The organism is Rhodococcus sp. P4_C10 (assembly GCF_056402135.1).
The window spans coordinates 103963-122083 of sequence record NZ_JBFUHZ010000008.1 but is presented as its reverse complement, the minus strand read 5'-3'; the positions used below and the strand labels follow the sequence as shown (position 1 = coordinate 122083).

At 71.8% G+C, this 18121-nt stretch carries 18 protein-coding genes; 15 read left to right on the top strand and 3 right to left on the bottom strand.

The window, feature by feature from the left end; translation table 11 throughout:
- Window positions 1-101: 101 nt before the first annotated feature.
- Window positions 102-593 (bottom strand): inorganic diphosphatase, encoded by a 492-nt coding sequence (locus AC1DWC_RS07170; protein ID WP_072845488.1) that lies wholly within the window; start codon window positions 591-593, stop codon window positions 102-104.
- 154 nt (window positions 594-747) lie between these two features.
- Here AC1DWC_RS07170 and dacB point away from each other — a divergent pair, with 154 nt between their 5' ends.
- Genes dacB through AC1DWC_RS07145 form a run of 5 tightly spaced genes read left to right on the top strand, consistent with a single transcriptional unit; the run spans window position 748 to window position 6159 of the window.
- Window positions 748-2136 (top strand): D-alanyl-D-alanine carboxypeptidase/D-alanyl-D-alanine endopeptidase, encoded by a 1389-nt coding sequence (gene dacB / locus AC1DWC_RS07165; RefSeq protein ID WP_477906784.1) that lies wholly within the window; start codon window positions 748-750, stop codon window positions 2134-2136.
- A gap of 11 nt (window positions 2137-2147) precedes the next feature.
- The gene (locus tag AC1DWC_RS07160) at window positions 2148-3215 is read left to right on the top strand and encodes a zinc-dependent metalloprotease (RefSeq protein ID WP_477906772.1); all 1068 of its coding nucleotides are present in this window, start codon (window positions 2148-2150) and stop codon (window positions 3213-3215) included.
- Window positions 3212-4249 (top strand): tRNA lysidine(34) synthetase TilS, encoded by a 1038-nt coding sequence (gene tilS / locus AC1DWC_RS07155; protein ID WP_477906771.1) that lies wholly within the window; start codon window positions 3212-3214, stop codon window positions 4247-4249. Before AC1DWC_RS07160 ends, tilS begins: the two co-directional genes overlap by 4 nt.
- A gap of 4 nt (window positions 4250-4253) precedes the next feature.
- Entirely contained in the window at window positions 4254-4808 is a 555-nt protein-coding gene (hpt, locus tag AC1DWC_RS07150) for a hypoxanthine phosphoribosyltransferase (protein WP_072845490.1), read from the top strand.
- A 13-nt stretch (window positions 4809-4821) separates the two neighbouring features.
- Window positions 4822-6159, top strand: coding sequence for an amidase (locus AC1DWC_RS07145; protein ID WP_477906770.1), 1338 nt, complete (start codon window positions 4822-4824; stop codon window positions 6157-6159).
- 38 nt (window positions 6160-6197) lie between these two features.
- Here the strand turns inward: AC1DWC_RS07145 and AC1DWC_RS07140 are convergent, their stop codons facing one another.
- Complete coding sequence (locus AC1DWC_RS07140; RefSeq protein ID WP_477906769.1) at window positions 6198-8246, bottom strand: serine/threonine-protein kinase; 2049 nt, start codon at window positions 8244-8246, stop codon at window positions 6198-6200.
- 72 nt (window positions 8247-8318) lie between these two features.
- On the bottom strand, window positions 8319-8951 hold the full coding sequence (locus AC1DWC_RS07135) for a maleylpyruvate isomerase family mycothiol-dependent enzyme (RefSeq protein ID WP_477906768.1): 633 nt from the start codon (window positions 8949-8951) through the stop codon (window positions 8319-8321).
- Between the two features lie 246 nt (window positions 8952-9197).
- On the opposite strand from AC1DWC_RS07135, the gene ftsH reads away from it, so the two are divergent.
- The 10 genes from ftsH to panD all read left to right on the top strand — a co-directional run bounded on the left by ftsH (window position 9198) and on the right by panD (window position 18121).
- Window positions 9198-11633 (top strand): ATP-dependent zinc metalloprotease FtsH, encoded by a 2436-nt coding sequence (gene ftsH, locus AC1DWC_RS07130; protein WP_477906767.1) that lies wholly within the window; start codon window positions 9198-9200, stop codon window positions 11631-11633.
- A gap of 86 nt (window positions 11634-11719) precedes the next feature.
- Window positions 11720-12370: a GTP cyclohydrolase I FolE gene (folE, locus tag AC1DWC_RS07125; protein ID WP_083577387.1), complete on the top strand. Its 651-nt coding sequence runs from the start codon at window positions 11720-11722 to the stop codon at window positions 12368-12370.
- Complete coding sequence (folP, locus tag AC1DWC_RS07120) at window positions 12367-13218, top strand: dihydropteroate synthase (protein ID WP_477906766.1); 852 nt, start codon at window positions 12367-12369, stop codon at window positions 13216-13218. The genes folE and folP overlap by 4 nt, the downstream gene beginning before the upstream one ends.
- The gene (gene folB, locus AC1DWC_RS07115) at window positions 13211-13603 is read left to right on the top strand and encodes a dihydroneopterin aldolase (RefSeq protein ID WP_477906765.1); all 393 of its coding nucleotides are present in this window, start codon (window positions 13211-13213) and stop codon (window positions 13601-13603) included. Before folP ends, folB begins: the two co-directional genes overlap by 8 nt.
- Window positions 13600-14106, top strand: a complete 507-nt coding sequence (folK, locus tag AC1DWC_RS07110; RefSeq protein WP_477641369.1) for a 2-amino-4-hydroxy-6-hydroxymethyldihydropteridine diphosphokinase — start codon at window positions 13600-13602, stop codon at window positions 14104-14106. Before folB ends, folK begins: the two co-directional genes overlap by 4 nt.
- Entirely contained in the window at window positions 14103-14573 is a 471-nt protein-coding gene (locus tag AC1DWC_RS07105; RefSeq protein ID WP_477906764.1) for a DUF3180 domain-containing protein, read from the top strand. The genes folK and AC1DWC_RS07105 overlap by 4 nt, the downstream gene beginning before the upstream one ends.
- Window positions 14574-14641: 68 nt before the next feature.
- Window positions 14642-15652 carry a DUF6779 domain-containing protein gene (locus AC1DWC_RS07100; protein WP_477906763.1) on the top strand — a complete coding sequence of 337 codons (1011 nt, stop codon included), beginning with the start codon at window positions 14642-14644 and terminating at the stop codon, window positions 15650-15652.
- Between the two features lie 153 nt (window positions 15653-15805).
- A complete protein-coding gene (locus AC1DWC_RS07095) occupies window positions 15806-16747 on the top strand; it encodes a Rossmann-like and DUF2520 domain-containing protein (RefSeq protein WP_477906762.1) in 942 nt (313 codons plus the stop codon).
- Window positions 16744-17664: a pantoate--beta-alanine ligase gene (panC, locus tag AC1DWC_RS07090; protein WP_477906761.1), complete on the top strand. Its 921-nt coding sequence runs from the start codon at window positions 16744-16746 to the stop codon at window positions 17662-17664. The genes AC1DWC_RS07095 and panC overlap by 4 nt, the downstream gene beginning before the upstream one ends.
- Before the next feature lie 16 nt (window positions 17665-17680).
- Window positions 17681-18121, top strand: coding sequence for an aspartate 1-decarboxylase (panD, locus tag AC1DWC_RS07085; RefSeq protein WP_072845500.1), 441 nt, complete (start codon window positions 17681-17683; stop codon window positions 18119-18121).

The following is an 18121-nucleotide window of genomic DNA, read 5'->3' as shown; positions in this document are numbered from 1 at the left end:
CCCAGTAACGTCCGGGTTCGGTGCCCTGGGTGTGAAAACAAGTGTGGGGTTCCGCCCGGCTACCGGACGGAACCCCACACGTTGACTTCAGACGAAGCGGCTCAGTGGCCGCCGTTGTCCTTCAGACGCTTGAACGAGGCCTCGATCTCGGCCTCTGCCTCGGCGCGCCCGACCCAGTCGGCGCCGGTGACGTGCTTGTTGGGCTCGAGGTCCTTGTAGTGGACGAAGAAGTGCTTGATCGCGTCCAGCTCGAACTGCGAGATGTCGCTCAGGTCCTGGATGTGGTCCCAGCGGGTGTCGCCGGCCGGCACGCACAGCACCTTGTCGTCTCCGCCGGCCTCGTCGACCATCTTGAACATGGCGACCGGGCGGGCCTCGACGATGACGCCGGGGAAGACCGACTCGGGGAGCAGGACCATCGCGTCGAGCGGGTCGCCGTCCTCACCGAGGGTGTTCTCGATGAAGCCGTAGTCGGCGGGGTATCCCATCGCGGTGTAGAGGTAGCGGTCCAGCTTCACACGGCCGGTCTCGTGGTCGACCTCGTACTTGTTGCGCTGACCCTTGGGGATCTCGATGGTGACGTCGAACTCCACGCCGCTTCCTCGCTTTGTCTCGGTGGATGATGCCGGGTCAGGGTAACCGGTCGACGATACTGTGGAACAACGGAACGACCAGTGGAGTGCCGCGGGGGCGGACCACGACGAAATCGGAGGGGTGTTGGCGAAGGCAGGCGCGAAGGACCGCAAGATGGGGTCCCTGGCCGCGCAACGGCGCAAACGGGTACGGATTCTGCTGATCGCGGTGCTGGTCGCGGCGCTCGGCGCCACGGGCACAGTGCTCGCCGTCACCCGCCCCGACCTCGGTCTTTCGGCGGACGCGACGACCACCGCGACCAACCCGGCGCCGCCGCCGGTGCTGCCGACGCCACAGGTCGCCCCGGTGCCCGACGACGCACCGATGCCGACGCCGGCCGGGCTGGCCGCCGCGCTGGCCCCCGGTCTGGCCAGCCCGGATCTCGGGACGTTCACCGGGGTGGTCTCCGACGCCGCGACCGGGGCGGTGCTCTGGAGCCAGGGCCCCGACGCCCCGATGGTCCCGGCGTCGACCACCAAGGTGCTTACCGCGACCGCGGCGCTGCTCGCGCTCAGCCCCGAGCACCGCGTCGCCACCCGGGTGGTGCGCGGCGAGACGCCGGGCCAGATCGTGCTGGTCGGCGGCGGTGACCCGACGATGACCGCCCAACCGGCCGGCCAGCCCGGCTTCTACCCGGGTGCCGCCCGCCTCGACGACCTGGTCGCCCAGGTCCGCAATTCCGGCGTGGTGGTGGACAGCGTCGTCGTCGACAACGGCGCCTACGCGGGCCCGGCGCTGGCGCAGGGCTGGTTCCCCGCCGACGTCGGCGCCGGCTACATCGCGCCGATGGAGCCGGTGATGCTGGACGGCGGACGCCTGCGCCCGCTCGAGGACGAGTCCCCGCGCAGCGCCACCCCCGCCCTCGACACCGGTCGGCTGCTGGCCGCGGCGCTGGGCGCCGACCCGGCCGCCGTCACCGTCGGTACCGCACCGTCCGGCGCCGCCCCGCTCGCGTCGGTGGAATCGGCGCCGCTGCGGGACCGGCTCGGACAGATGATGGGGCATTCGGACAACGTGCTCGCCGAGGCCGTCGGCCGCGAGATCGCGATGAAGGCGGGCATGGAGCCGTCGTTCGGCGGAGCGGTCGCCGCCATCTCCCAGACCCTCGTCGCCGGCGGGTTCGATGTCGGCGGGCTGACCCTGCACGACGCGAGCGGGCTGTCCGTCGACGATCGGATCCCGGCCCGGTTGCTGGACCGCGCGCTGACCGCGGCGGCAGGCGACTCCGCCCCGAAGCTGCGGCCGCTGCTGGACTACCTGCCCGTCGCCGGTGCCACCGGCACCCTCTCGGACCGGTACGCCTCCGGCGACCGCAACGGCGCCGGTTGGGTGCGAGCCAAGACCGGCACGCTGTCGGCCGCGAGCGCGCTCGCCGGGTACGTCACCGACGTCGGCAACCGGGTGCTCACCTTTTCGCTGATGTCCAATGACCGTCCGCCGCAGGTCAGCCGCCCGGCCCTCGACGCGCTCGCCTCGACGCTGCGCTCTTGTGGGTGTCAGTGACGTTGCTGCCGATGACCCAGGACGGTTCGGATGCGCCCGGTGGGCTCGCCGGGGCGGTCGACTGGGATGTCGCAGCATGGGCCGGGGTTCGGCTGTCCAGGCCAGGCCCACGCACCAGCCGGTACTCCGCGGAGGCCGTCGTCGCGGAACTCTCGGAGGCGTCGGTGCGCGCCGAGGGACCGGTCCGGGAGGTCACCGGGCTCGCCGACGGGCTGCCCGTGCCGCAGGCCCGGGTGGTGGACCGTGCCGGCTGGATCCGGGCCGCCGCCGACTCGATGGCCAATCTCACGGGTGACGCCGACCGGCCGACCACCGGCGGGGGACTGCTCGCCGGCCGGCCGGCCGGGCTGCAGGCGGGCGCAATGCTGGCGTTCCTGTCCTCGGCGATCCTCGGCCAGTACGACCCGTTCACCGGCGAGCACGGCACACTGCTGCTGGTGGCGCCGAACGTGGTGTCCGTCGAGCGCACGCTGCGGGTGGTGCCGAGCGACTTCCGGCTGTGGGTGTGCCTGCACGAGGTCACCCACCGGGTGCAGTTCTCGTCCGCGCCGTGGATCGCGGACTACATGCGCGAGAGCGTCGCGACCCTGGGGGCCGCGGGTGACGAACCGATCGCCGACCTGATCGGCCGGCTCGCCGAGGAACTGCGCAGGCGTCGGGGCGGCGTCGAGCAGGCGCCCGAGGAACGCGGCCTGCTCGGGCTGCTGCGCGCGACCCAGTCGGAGTCGCAGCGCGTGGCATTGGACCGGCTGCTGATTCTCGGCACCCTGCTCGAGGGGCACGCCGACCACGTGATGGACGCGGTCGGGCCGGCGGTGGTCCCCACGGTGGCGCAGATCCGGGACGCCTTCGACAAGCGCCGGACGCGGCAGAGCAACCCGCTGCAGCGGCTGGTCCGCGCGCTGCTCGGGATGGACGCGAAGATGGCGCAGTACGTGCGCGGCAAGGCCTTCGTCGACGCCGTCGTCGGCCGGGTCGGGATGAGTGAGTTCAACGCCGTCTGGACCGGGCCCGACACGCTGCCCCGGGTCGACGAGATCGACGACCACGAGAAGTGGATCGCCCGGGTGCTGGGATGAGCCGGGCGGAGCCCGCGGAACCGGGTGGCCGCCTGCCCGAGGGCCCGGCGCTGCTCGAGGTGCGGCACGCGGTCCGCCGCTGGCGGGACGAGTACGGCGGCGACGCCGGCGTCGCGGTCGGGCTCTCCGGCGGTGGCGACTCGCTGGCGCTGACCGCGGCCGCGGTCGCGGAGGCGGGGCCGGTGCATGCGCTCGTCGTCGACCACCGGCTGCAGGACGGCTCCGACGAGGTGGCCGCGCGGGCAGCCGAGCGCGCTCTGGCGTTGGGCTGCGCGTCGGCCCGGGTGCTGGCGGTGCGGGTGCAGGGTGCGGGCGGCCTGGAGGCGGCCGCGAGGCGGGCGCGCTACGAGGCACTCGACGACGCGCGTGGCGCCCGCCCCGTGCTGCTCGGGCACACCCTCGACGACCAGGCGGAGACGGTGCTGCTCGGTCTCTCCCGCGGGTCCGGTCCGCGCTCGCTGGCCGGCATGCGCGCCGACGACCCGCCGTGGGGGCGGCCGCTGCTGCGGGTGCGTCGCGCCGTGACCGCCCGCGCCTGCGCCGAGCTGGGTCTGCAGCCCTATCAGGACCCGCACAATTCGAGCCCCGAGTTCACCCGGGTGCGGCTGCGCTCCGAGGCGCTGCCGCTGCTCGAGCAGATTCTCGGCGGCGGTGTCGCGCCCGCCCTGGCACGCACCGCCGACCAGCTACGCGAGGACGGCGAAGTGCTCGACGGGCTCGCGGCGGAACTGCTGGCGTCGGCCGAACGGGTCGACGACGGGACCAGCGTGCTCGAGGTCGCAGCCCTCGCCGATGCGCATCCCGCGGTGCGACGTCGGGCGCTGCGGGCCTGGCTGCTCGGGCAGGGCGCGCGGGCCCTGACGGACCGGCACCTGCGGACGGCCGACGACCTGGTCGGGCACTGGCGCGGGCAGGGCGGGGTGGCCGTCGGCGGCGGTCGACCGGGCGCGAGGTTGGTGCTCTCGCGGCGACGTGGCAGGCTGTCGGTCGGGCTCGTCAGCGACCAACAAATCAGCGACCAACAAAGGGGTTAGCGCCGTGTACGAAGGCGACATCGCATCGGTCTTGATTTCCGAGGAAGAGATCCGCGAGAAGACGGCCGAGCTGGCCGCGATCATCGCGGAGCGCTACCCGGTCGACGCGCCGGAGGGTGACCTGCTTTTGGTGGGCGTGCTCAAGGGCGCCGTCTTCTTCATGACCGACCTGGCCCGGGCCCTGCCGATCCCCACCCAGATGGAGTTCATGGCGGTGAGCTCCTACGGCTCGTCGACCTCCTCCTCGGGCGTGGTGCGGATCCTCAAGGACCTCGACAAGGACATCGCGGGCCGGAACGTGCTGATCGTCGAGGACATCATCGACTCCGGTCTGACGCTGTCCTGGCTGATGCGCAACCTGTCGACCCGCAACCCCGCCTCGCTCGAGGTGGTCACGCTGCTGCGCAAGCCCGACGCGGTCAAGGCCGACGTCCCGGTCGCGAACGTGGGCTTCGACATCCCCAACGAGTTCGTCGTCGGCTACGGCCTCGACTACGCCGAGCGCTACCGCGACCTGCCCTACATCGGAACCCTCGAGCCCACCGTCTACGGCGGCTGAGGACACACCCGCGATGACGGGCCCGGACTTCACCGCCGCGTCCATCGCCGCCCGGGTGCGGGCCGGTGAGCTCACCCCGCTCGACGCCGTCGACGACGCGTTGGGCCGGATCGCCGCCCGCGACCCACGGTTCCGGGCCTTCGTCACCGTGCGCGCCGAGCAGGCCCGTGCCGAGGCGGCCGCGCTGGCCGGCCGCGCCGATCTCGCGTCGCTGCCGCTGGCGGGCGTGCCGATCGCCGTCAAGGACAACGTCGCGGTCACCGGCCATCCGGAGGGCGACGGCTCCGCGGCCACCTCGAGGGTTCCCAAGACCGAGGATCACGCCGTGGTGGCGCGGCTGCGGGCCGCGGGCGCGGTGGTCGTCGGCATCACCGCCGTCCCCGAACTGTGCGTGTGGGGTGCCACCGACACCCCGGACGCGATCACCCGGAACCCGTGGAACCCGGAGCGGACGCCCGGCGGCTCGTCCGGCGGGTCGGCCGCGGCCGTCGCCGCGGGCATGGTGCCGGTTGCGCACGGCAACGACGGCATGGGCTCGATCCGTATCCCGGCCGCGGACTGCGGGCTGTTCGGCATCAAGCCCGGCCGCGGGCTGGTACCCGCCGAGCTGGGCGTGAACTCCTGGTTCGGCATGTCGGAGAACGGCCCACTGACGACCACGGTCGAGGACGCGGCGCTGCTGCTCTCGGTGATGGCCGGTCGGCCCGAGCTCGCGCAGATCGCCGACCCCGGCGCCCTGCGGATCGGGGTGTCGGTGGCCTCCCCGCTGCCGGTGGTGCGGGTGGACCCGCACTGGCGGGCCGCGGCCGAGGGCGCCGCCGGGGTGCTCGGCGGGGCCGGTCACCAGGTCGCGACCGCGCGGCTGCCGTATCCGGTGAACCCGCTGCCGCTGTTTGCGCGCTGGACCGCGGGCACCGCGGCGGACGCGAAGTCGCTGGACCCCGCGCTGTTGCAGCCGCGGACCCGACGGCACGCGGCGGTCGGCCGGGTGCTGGCGGGCCGGATCACCGCGGGCCCGGTGGAACGACTGGTGTCGGCGCTCGAGAGTTACTTCACCGAGCACGACGTGGTGATCACCCCGACCCTCGCGGCCGCGCCGATCCCGGCGTTGCGGTGGAGCGAGAAGTCCTGGCTGTCGAACGTGGTGGCCAACATCAGGTACGCGCCGTTCCCGTCGTTGTGGAACCTGGTCGGCTGGCCCGCGGCCAGTGTCCCGGTGGGCATCCACCCGGAGTCGGGCACGCCGCTCGGGGTGCAGATCGCCGCGCCGCCCGGGGGCGAGGCACGGATCCTGGCCGTCGCCGCGCAGCTCGAGCAACTGCGGCCCTGGATGCGGGTCGCGTCGGTGTGACTGCCGGCGGGTCGCGTCGGTGCGACTGGACGCGGTGACTACGCGGGTCGGTCCGCGGAATCGTGCGAGACCACCCGCTCGAGCGCGCGCAGGTCCTGTTCGAGCATCCGGAACAGCCAGTAGGCGGCCAGGAACGCGAAGATTGCGCCGACGCACAGGAACCGGACCGCGTCGATCACCTGGGGAATCTGCTCGGGCGAGAGGAAGGTCACCCCGGCGACCGCGACCAGCGGCACCGAGGCCGCGACCGCCAGGTAGCGGGTGCTGCGCCGGTCCAGGCCGCGGAGCTTGCGTGCGTCGTCGCTGCTGGTGATGCCCAACGGCAGCAGCACCGGGTAGAGACATCGGACCGCGTAGAAGGTCACGAAGAAGAACGGGTAGGCAACCGCGATCGCCCCGCACACCGCCAGCGAGGCGATGAAGTGCACGTACACGTGGGACGGGATGCCGCCCGCCCCGAGCTGCAGCGCGATCGGGTAGGCGAGGCCCGCGACGGACCACAGCCCGAACACCACCAGCACCACCCGGTCCCCGAGCAGCAGCGTGTCGGTACGTGCCCGGGCGAGGGTCCGCGCGTCGTAGGTCCGGCCCCGGCGCAGACCCCGGGGCACCGTGAGGGGGTAGCGGCACATGTAAAGCAGCAGTATCGCCCCGAGCGGAAACGTGATCGCGTTGATGACGGTCTGGATCTGCTCGAAGCTCTGCTGCACGTCGGGGGAGAGCGTGTTGATGATCAGCGACTTGTTGTGGTGGTAGTTGTACAGCCCCGCCGCCGCATTGGGCACCGCGATGGCCAGCACCAGGATCGGGATTGCCCAGCGCCGCATCCGGATCCGTCCGCTGCCCGGCGGTGGGTCGACGAGGTCGCGGGCATGCGCGTCCAGGCAGAGTTCGAGCTGCTGGGCGAGTTCGGCACCGGTCGGCCATCGTCGGGCGGGGTCCGGCTCCAGGCAGGTGAGCAGCACCCGGCGCAGGGTCGCCGGACAGTCCGGGGGCAGCTGGTCGAGCGCGGTGAGTGCTACGCCGCGCGTGCGCGTCGCGAGCATCCGGTCCAGGTCGGTGTCGGTGGCCGCGTCGTCCGCGAACGGGCGACGGCCGGTGAGCAGCTCCCACAGCATGACGCCGAGCGCGTACAGGTCGCTGCGAGTGTCGAGGTCGGCGGCCGTGGTCGCGGACGACGGCTGGCAGGCACGCAACTGCTCGGGCGACATGTAGGCGAGCGAGCCGCCGAAGTAGGCCACCGGGCTCGCCCCCGAGACCTGATCGCTGAAGCTGATGTTGAAGTCCGCGAGCTTGGGCACCCCCTCGGCGGTGAGCAGCACGTTGGCCGGCTTGATGTCGCGGTGCAGCACGCCGCGCCGGCCGGCGTAGTCGAGCGCATCGGCCAGTCGCCGGCCCAGCCAGGCGACGGTCTCCGGCCAGGACAGCCGGGCGATCTCACCCCGGACGCTCGAGTCGGTGGGTCGGATCTCGCCCTTGGCGTCGAGCACGGCGTCGATCTCGTCGAGCAGCAGCTGCCCGCTGCGGGCGGCTGCCGGGGTGTCGCGGACCCGGCGGAGCACGCCGAGCAGGGTGCCGCCGGGCAGGTACTGCATGTACAGCAGCTTCAGCTCGAGGTCCTGCGCCACCCGCTGGTCGAAGACCCGGACGATGTAGTCGTGGTCGAGCTGGGCGAGGGTCTGCGGCTCGGTGCCGTGGTCGCGGGAGATCTTCACCGCGACCACCCGCTGCATGGAGCGTTGGCGGGCCAGGAACACCCGGGCGAACGCGCCGCGGCCCAGCGCCATCAGCAGGTCGAAGTCGTCGACGTGCTGGCCGGAGTCCAGGTCGTCGAGGGTGGGCGGGCCGGCGTCCGGACGGGTGGCGGCCAGCGACGTCCGGGTGCGGCCGCCGGGCGCGGTGGCTTCGAGTGCGGTGGTCTCGGCCGCCGTGCTTTCGAGGGCCGTGCTTTCGAGGGCCGTGGCTTCGAATGCGGTGGTCGGCGGTCCGGGAGGTTCCAGTGCCGTCCGCTCGGGCGCATCGCGCTCTGGCGACGGGTTCGCCGCGACCGTCGCCTCGGGCGGTGGTCGGGTCGGACGGTCCGTCATGGCCCCGCCCGCCGATCCTGACGCCCGCTCCGTGGACATCGTCCGGAGGGCACGGAGCTAAGCGTATCGCCGTCAGAACGGCCAGGCGGGAACCTCGGGCAGGCCGTCCCGGGTCGGCCGGCCGATCAGCCAGGCCAGCAACTCGGCCCGCGGCAGGTCCGGCGGTGTCACGTCGGGGGCGGCGACGGCGAGTTCGGGCAGCTGCGACTCGAGCGTCGACTCGACGAACGACACCGGCCAGTCCCGGCACGAGTAGCCGAGACCGAGGTCGAGGTGATGGATCTCGAGCTCGTGCCAGCGCAGCAGCGGGATGTCCCGGGCGGTGACGGGCTTGCGCCAGTTCACCGGGGTGTCGAGCAGTTCCGGGCCGATTCCGCGCAGGGAGTCGAGCAGCCGTCGACCGGCGAAGCGGAAGTCCGCGGCGAGCAGGGCCACGGGCCGGTCGGCGCCCTCCTCGATGGCGGCCGCGCGCGCCTCGCGGCCGCCGGGGTACATCTCGCGCGGGGTGCCGTCGAGCACGCCCACCGCGAACCGGTTCAGCGCGTCCGCGTTCCGGGCCAGGTGTGAGGCGAGGTGCCCGCGGGTCCAGCCGGGCAGCAGCGACGCCGCCCGGGCCTGTGCGTCGGTGAGTGAGGCGAGGGTCGACTCCACCCGCCGCTGCGACTCGTCGAGCTCGGTCAGGGCCTCGTCGTGCGCCATCGTCATGCCGGGAGCGTAACTGCGCACCGCCGGGTGCGAGCTGTGGAACCATCGCGGTGTCCCGCTCGTTCTACTGTTCGGGACCGGTGCCGATGCCGGCCCGTGCCGAGAGTGCTACCGGGCATTGCCCGAGGTTCTCGCGGTAACCTTGATTGTCCGGTTTGCAGCCGGAACCCGGCGTACCACGCTTGCCCGAAGCTGGAAGGCTCGACCGGAACTGGAAAGGAACAGGCCCGCAGCGGCTGAACCTGTATGAACCGCAAGACTGTGTTTCGAAACCTGGGGATCGTCGCCGCCATCCTGCTGATCATCTATGCGTTCAGCTACTTCGGCAATGACACCCGCGGGTACACCAACGTCGACACCTCGGTCGCGATTGCCCAGCTCCAGGGCAAGAACGTCACCGACGCGCAGATCGACGACCGTGAACAACAGGTCCGGTTGACCCTGAAGAAGGGCAACGAGGCGACCAGCGACGCCACCCAGATCATCGCCAAGTACCCGAGCGCCGCGTCCGAGCAGATCTTCACCGAGGTCCAGAAGGCCGGGATGGAGAAGTACGACACGAAGGTGAGCCAGGAGAGTTGGCTCACCTCGCTCCTGCTGTTCGTGCTGCCGATGGTGATCCTGCTGGGCCTGTTCGTCTTCGTGATGGGCCGCATGCAGGGTGGTGGCAAGGGCGGCGTGATGGGCTTCGGCAAGTCGAAGGCCAAGCAGCTCTCCAAGGACATGCCCAAGACGACGTTCGCGGACGTCGCGGGCGCGGACGAGGCCGTCGAAGAGCTGTACGAGATCAAGGACTTCCTGCAGAACCCGGCGCGGTACCAGGCCCTCGGCGCGAAGATCCCGAAGGGCGTGCTGCTCTACGGCCCGCCCGGCACTGGTAAGACGCTGCTGGCCAGGGCCGTCGCAGGCGAGGCCGGGGTGCCGTTCTTCACCATCTCCGGTTCGGACTTCGTCGAGATGTTCGTCGGTGTCGGCGCCTCCCGCGTGCGCGACCTGTTCGAGCAGGCCAAGCAGAACAGCCCCTGCATCATCTTCGTCGACGAGATCGACGCGGTCGGCCGCCAGCGCGGCGCCGGCCTCGGCGGCGGTCACGACGAGCGTGAGCAGACCCTCAACCAGTTGCTCGTCGAGATGGACGGCTTCGGTGACCGCACCGGCATCATCCTGATCGCCGCGACCAACCGCCCCGACATCCTGGACCCGGCGCTGCTGCGTCCGGGCCGGTTCGACCGCCAGATCCCCGTCGGCAACCCGGACCTGGCCGGCCGCCGCGCGATCCTCAAGGTGCACTCGCAGGGCAAGCCGCTGGACCAGCACGCCGACCTCGAGGGCCTGGCCAAGCGGACCGTCGGCATGTCCGGCGCGGACCTCGCGAACGTCATCAACGAGGCCGCGTTGCTCACTGCCCGCGAGAACGGCACCGTGATCACGGAGGCCGCACTCGAGGAGTCGGTCGACCGCGTGATCGGCGGCCCGCGCCGCAAGAGCCGGATCATCAGCGAACACGAGAAGAAGATCACCGCCTACCACGAGGGCGGGCACACCCTGGCCGCGTGGGCGATGCCGGACATCGAGCCGATCTACAAGGTCACGATCCTGGCCCGCGGTCGTACCGGTGGCCATGCGATGACCGTCCCCGAGGACGACAAGGGTCTGATGACCCGCTCGGAGATGATCGCCCGACTGGTGATGGCGATGGGCGGGCGCGCCGCGGAGGAACTCGTGTTCCACGAGCCGACCACCGGCGCCTCCTCGGACATCGACCAGGCCACCAAGATCGCCCGGGCGATGGTGACCGAGTACGGCATGAGCGCCAAGCTCGGCGCGGTCCGCTACGGGCAGGAGCAGGGCGACCCGTTCCTCGGCCGCTCGATGGGCGTGAGCTCGGAGTACTCACACGAGGTGGCCCGCGAGATCGACGAGGAGGTGCGCAACCTCATCGAGGCTGCGCACACCGAGGCGTGGTCGATCCTGAACGAGTACCGCGACGTGCTCGACATCCTCGCGACCGAACTGCTCGAGCGAGAGACCCTGACGCGCAAGGATCTCGAGCAGATCTTCACCAGCGTCGAGAAGCGTCCCCGGATCACCGCGTTCAACGACTTCGGTGGCCGGACCCCGTCGGACAAGCCGCCGGTGAAGACGCCGCGAGAGCTGGCGATCGAGCGCGGCGAGCCGTTGCCGGACGAGTCCGCGCGTCAGCCCACGTTCAGCAAGCGGACCTCGGCTCCGGCCGCGGTTCCGGCGGCCGCGCCTGCGCCGCAGAACGGATACCCGGTGCCGGCCACGAACAACGGCGGCTTCCAGGCGTTCGGGGATCCGAACCGGCAGCAGCCGCAGGGTTCGGTGCCGGACTACGGCGCGCCCGCCGGCTGGTCGGCGCCCGGCTGGCCGCCGCGTGACCCGAACGAGGGGCAGCACGCGCGTCCGGCGGAGTACCCGTACGGCCAGTACCCGCAGGGCGGTCAGGCCCAGCAGTACCCGCCGCAGGGTGAGTACCCGCAGGGCGGCTACACGCAGGGCGAGTACCCCCAGGGGCAGTATCCCCAGCAGGGATACCCGCAGTGGAACCCGCCGCCGCAGCCGCCGCTGGAGACCCAGCCGCGCCCGGAGCCGCAACCCAAGTCCGGCAGCAAGGACACGGCGACCGAGCGCTGGGAAGGCCCGAACGGGCAGCAGTAGGTCCGGGAGCACTAGGCTGTTCCACTGGTCTGTGTCTCAGGGACGCTAACGGTGGACATCGGTCCGAGAGGTGGAGGTGCGGTCGGGTGTCGGTCAATCAACTCGGTGGTGCGAATTCCCATGGGGGAAGCAACGAGTCGCACGAGCTGACGGCGTTGGCGTCGGGGCGGGTGTTCGACCAGCCGCGTGCAGAGGCGGCGGTGCGAGAGCTGCTCCTGGCGGTCGGTGAGGACCCCGATCGGCCGGGGCTGCTCGACACCCCGTCACGGGTGGCGCGGGCGTACCGGGAGGTCTTCGCCGGCCTGTACACGGATCCCGACTCGGTGCTCAACACCACCTTCGACGAGGGTCACCAGGAACTGGTGCTGGTCCGTGACATCCCGATGTACTCCACGTGCGAGCACCACCTGGTCTCGTTCCACGGAGTCGCGCACGTCGGCTACATCCCCGGCACCACCGGCCGCGTGACGGGCCTGTCGAAGCTGGCCCGCCTCGTGGACCTGTACGCGAAGCGTCCGCAGGTGCAGGAGCGGCTGACAAGTCAGATCGCGGACGCGATGATGCGCAAGCTCGATCCGCGCGGCGTCATCGTCGTGGTCGAGGCCGAGCACCTGTGCATGGCGATGCGCGGCATCCGCAAGCCCGGCGCCAGCACCACCACCTCGGCCGTGCGCGGCCTGCTCCAGTCCAGTGCCGCCTCGCGCTCCGAGGCCTTGGACCTGATCCTGCGCAAGTGACCGTGCTGCCGACACCGGGCCGCTGCGTGGTGATGGGCGTGCTGAACGTCACCCGGGACTCCTTCTCGGACGGCGGCCGGTACCTGGACCTCGACGCGGCCGTCGAGCACGGTCTGGAACTGCGCCGTCTCGGCGTGGACATCGTCGACGTCGGCGGCGAGTCGACACGGCCCGGCGCACAGCGGGTCGACGCGGCGGTAGAGGCGGAGCGTGTCGCGCCGGTGATCGCGGCACTCGCCGCGGAGGGCATCCCGGTCAGCGTCGACACGATGCGCGCCTCGGTCGCCCACGCCGCCATCGAGGCGGGCGCCGGCGTGGTCAACGACGTCTCCGGTGGACGCGCGGACCCGGCGATGGCCTCGGTGGTGGCGGACGCCGGGCTGCCGTGGATTCTCATGCACTGGCGGTCGGCGGGGGAGTACGTCCACGCAGGCGGTGTCGAGCACTACGGCGACGTGGTCGAGGAGGTCGCCACGGAACTGCTTGTCGCGGTCGACGCCGCGGTGCGCGCCGGAGTGGACCCGTCCCGGCTGCTCCTCGACCCCGGACTCGGTTTCGCCAAGACCGCCGAGCACAACTGGGCGCTGCTCGGGGCGCTGCCGCGGCTCAACGCGCTCGGTTTCCCGGTGCTGATCGGCGCCTCGCGCAAGCGGTTCCTCGGCTCGCTGCTCGCGGACGCCGAAGGCGACCGTCCACCGGCCGGCCGGGAGGTGGCCACGGCGGTGGTCTCGGCGCTGGCGGCGCGCGGCGGCGCCTGGGGCGTGCGGGTGCACGACGTGCGGGGTTCCCGCGACGCGATTGCGGTGGCCCAGGCCTGGGCCGCGGCGGAGGGGGTGTCCGATGTCTGATCGAATCGAACTGCGCGGGTTGAAGATTCGCGGCAATCATGGGGTTTTCGAGCACGAGAAGCGGGACGGGCAGGACTTCTACATCGACATCACGGTGTGGCTGGACCTGGCGCCGGCCGCAGCTTCGGACGATCTCGCCGACACCCTGAACTACGGCGAGTTGGCGGAGACCGCCGCCGCGGTCGTCGCGGGACCGCCGCGCGACCTCATCGAGACGGTCGCGGCCGAGATTGCCGAGGCGGTGCTGCGCGACGACCGGGTGAGCGCGGTCGAGGTCACCGTGCACAAGCCGTCGGCGCCGATCCCGCTGACCTTCGCGGATGTGGCCGTGGTCGCCCGACGATCCCGCAAGGGCGCGGGCGGTCGAGGGGGGCTGCAGGGATGAGCCGGGCGGTGCTGTCGATCGGGTCCAACATGGGAGACCCGTTGGCGCACCTGCAGTCGGTGGTCGATGCCCTCGGCGAGCGGGCGGTCGCGGTGTCGAGCGTCTACGCGACCGCGCCGTGGGGTGGGGTCGAGCAGCAGGACTTCCTCAATGCGACGGTGATCGCCCAGGACCCCGAGCTGGACTGCTGGGGCTGGCTGCGACTGGGCCGTCGCCTGGAGGCGGAGGCGGACCGCGTGCGCGAGCAGCGCTGGGGACCGCGCAGCCTGGACGTGGACGTCGTGGACTGCGACGGCGTGGTCAGTTCGGACCCGGAGCTGACCCTGCCGCACCCGCGTGCCCACGAGCGGGCATTCGTGCTGGCCCCGTGGCTCGAGGTGGATCCCGATGCGGCGCTGGTGGTGGACGGCGTCGTGACGTCGGCGCAGGCGCTGCTGGAGCGGCTGGACCCGGCCGAGCGCGACGGCGTACGCCGGACCGACCTCCGGTTGGCGCCGAGATGACGAGCGCCACCCGAGTTCGGGACCTGCTGGCGCTGGCCCTGTTCGCCGCGATTGCCACCTGGTTGCTGGCCGGTGCGTTCTACGGTTCGTTGCCCCCGGTTCCGGTCTTCGCGGGTGCCTCGCTGTACCCGGTCGCGGCGATCGAGGTGGTGCTGGCGTTGGTGATCCGGTCCCGCGTCAACAACCACCGCGTCGGCCCGGGGCCGCGTCAGTTGCACCCGATCACCGCCGCCCGTGCGGTCGCGCTGGCGAAGGCGTCCGCGCTGGTGGGTGCGGGCAGCGCCGGCGTGTGGCTGGGACTGTTGCTGTACCTGTTGCCGCAGCGCTCCACTGTGGACGCCGCGGCGAGCGACACGACGGGGGTCGTGGTGGGTCTGGTGGCCGGAGCGGTCCTGGTGGCGGCCGCGCTGTGGCTCGAGCACTGCTGTCGGACCCCGGACGAACCGCCGGACGAGCCGGCCGTCTGACCGGGCCGCCGAGGGCGGTCGACTCTCACGATGTGAGAGCGTCGGCCGGGGCGGCTATCCTCGGCTGCATGACGGTTACTGGTCGCGCGACGTCGCTCCGGCGGAACAAACGCAGCACGAGCCAGATGATCGTGGCCGCTCTGGTGGCGCTGGCGGTGGTTGCCAGTCTGTTCCTGATCTTCAGCAACAGCGTGCAGTTGCTGAGAGTTGGCCTGGTCATCGCGCTTTGGGCCGCGACGCTCGGTGCGATCGCGATGACGAAGTACCGCCGGGAGTCGGCCGCGGACAAGGCGAAGGTCCGGGATCTGCAGAAGGTCTACGAGTTGCAGCTCGAGCGCGAGATCAGCGCCCGGCGTGAGTACGAGCTGGGTGTCGAGGCGCGGGTGCGCGGCGAGGCGGTCCTGGACACCTCGGAGATCGCGGCGTTGCGCGCGGAACTGGCGGCGCTGCGCGGCAATCTCGAGATCCTCTTCGAGGGGAAGATGCCCGCCGACCGCACTGCGCTCACCGCCGAGGCTCGCCGGATGCGTGAGCTGGGCAGTGGTGTTGGCACCCCCGCGGTGTCCCAGCCCCACCAGCAGCCGCAGCAGGCGACGGGCTACCGCCGGACCCTCGAGCCCGATCCGGAGTACCCCGGGACCACCGTCACCCCGACCTTCACTCCCGACCCGGCGTATGCCGGATCCGGCCGGGCCCAGACCTTCGCCACGCCGTTCGACGAGCCGGTCACCGCCGAGGTGGCGTTGGTGCCGGAGGAGCAGCCGGCCCCGCCCGAGCAGCCGCGCCCGGCCGCGCCCACCGCCGCCGCGAAGCCCGAGCCGGTCGTGACGCCCGCGCCGACCCCAGTGGCGAAGCCGGTGCCCGAGCCGGCTGATCCGACGCCGGAGCGGGAGCCGGAGCCCGAGCTCGAGCCGTCGGCGGTCGCCGGCCGCCGGTCGCGTCGGCGGGCAGAGCCCGAGCCCGAGACCGAGCCCGGCGCGCACTCCACGGGTGGGCTCACCGTCGCCGAGATCATGGCGAACATGAAGACTGCGGACGCCGCCGACGAGCCGCGCCCGGGTCGTCGCCGCCGCGACTGAGCCCGCGAAGCGACCTGTATCCCGGGAGCGGAGCCCGCGAAGCGACCTATATCACTGCCCCGCACCGTGGCGTCCGTCACCGACCGGCGGCTATCCTCGCTGTGAACGTCCGGTACCCGCCCTGCGGGACTGGAACGAACGAGAGGAACAACGGTGACCTCATTCGAGATCACTCGAGATGGGTCTTTTCGCGATCCGGCGCCCGCACGACTGACGGTAGGAATCGTCTCGGCGGGACGCGTGGGAACCGCGATCGGTGCCGCACTCGAGCGAGTCGGCCACGTGGTGGCTGCCTGCACCGCCGTGTCGGACGCATCGGTCCGCCGTGCCCGTCGCAGCCTGCCCGACTCCGAAATCCTGCCCGCGACCGACGTCGCCGGCCGCTGCGAACTCCTGATCCTGGCCGTGCCGGACGATCAGCTCGCGGACCTGGTGGCCGGCCTGGCCGCCACCGGATCGGTCCGCCGCGGAACCCTGGTCGCGCACACCTCCGGGGCCAACGGCATCGGCGTACTCGCGCCGCTCACCGCGATCGGTGCGGTACCGCTGGCGATCCATCCCGCGATGACCTTCACCGGACACGACGAGGACGTCGCCCGGATGTCGTCGGCGTGTTTCGGCATCACCGCGGCCGACGAGATCGGCTACGCGATCGCGCAGTCACTGGTCCTGGAGATCGGCGGGGAGCCGGTGCGGGTCCGCGACGAGGTCCGGCCGCTCTACCACGCGGCCCTCGCGCACGGCAGTAATCACCTGGTCACGCTCGTCTCGGACGCGGTGGCCGCGCTCCGCGTCGCCCTCGCCGGCGGCGAGCTGCTCGGCCAGCAGCTGGTGGACGACGACCCCAACGGCGTGGCCGAGCGGGTGCTCGCGCCGCTGCTGTCCGCCGCCCTCGACAACGCGCTGCGCCGCGGCCCGTCCGCGCTGACCGGCCCGGTGGCGCGCGGCGACGTCGACGCGGTGACCACTCACCTGCGGGTGCTTCGCGAGGTGGACCCGCAGCTGGCGGAGGGGTACCGCGCCATGTCGCTGCGCTCGGCGCAGCTCGCCGGCGCCAAGCCTGAACTCATCGAGATCCTGGAGGACAATTCGTGAACGGCTACGCGCGCGGTGAACTGACTGTGCATCACGACCCGGCCGCACTGACCAAGGTGTCGAAGGCGCTGCGTGGCGTCGGGCGGCAGGTCGCGCTCGTGCCCACCATGGGTGCACTGCACGCCGGGCACCTCGAGATCGTCCGGCAGGCCAAGCTGCGCGGCGCGGTGGTGATCGTCTCGATCTTCGTCAACCCGCTGCAGTTCGGTGCGGGCGAGGACCTGGACGCGTACCCGCGCACCCTGGACCGTGACATCGAACTGCTGCGCGCCGAGGGCGTTGAACTGGTGTTCGCGCCGTCCGCCGCCGACATGTACCCGGCCGGCCCGCGCACCGTGATCCACCCCGGTCCGCTCGGCGTCGAACTCGAGGGTGCCAGCCGGCCGACGCACTTCGCGGGGATGCTGACCGTGGTCGCCAAGCTGCTGCAGATCGCCGTGCCCAACACGGCGTACTTCGGCGAGAAGGACTACCAGCAGCTCACCCTGATCCGGCAGATGGTCCGCGACCTGAACTTCGACGTCGAGATCTACGGTGTGCCGACCGTCCGGGAGCAGGACGGTCTCGCCCTGTCCTCGCGCAACCGGTACCTCGACTCCGGCCAGCGGGCCGTGGCGACCGCGCTGTCGGCCGCGCTGGTGGCCGGCGCACATGCGGCGGCCGGCGGTGCGGAGGCCATCCTGGCCACCGCACGCGGCGTGCTCGAGGCGACCCCGGAACTCGAGGTCGACTACCTGGAGGTTCGCGGTGTGGACCTCGGGCCGGCGCCGGAACGTGGCGACGGCAGGCTGCTCGTCGCGGCCCGACTCGGCAACACGCGCCTGATCGACAATGTCGGCGTCGCCGTCGGCACCGGATTCCTGGAGCGGGACGTGGACACCCGCACCACCTCGCCCACCGACCTGATTTCCAGCTAGACCGGGAGGACAGCACATGTTTCGCACCATGATGAAGTCGAAGATCCACCGCGCCACCGTCACCCACGCGGACCTGCACTACGTCGGGTCCGTCACCGTGGACCAGGACCTGATGGACGCCGCGGACCTGCTCGAGGGCGAGCAGGTGTGCATCGTCGACATCGACAACGGCGCCCGGCTCGAGACCTACGTCATCGCCGGCGAGCGCGGCACCGGCGTGATCGGGATCAACGGTGCCGCAGCGCATCTGGTCAAGCCTGGCGACCTGGTCATCCTGATTGCCTACGGCGTGATGAACGAGCAGGAATGCCGTGACTACGCGCCGCGGGTGGTCTTCGTCGACGCCGACAACCGGCAGGTCGAGCTCGGCAGCGACCCGGCACACGCCCCCGAGGGATCCGGACTGATCACCCCCCGGATGCTGTCCACGCTCGAGAACAACCCGGCGCTGGTGTAG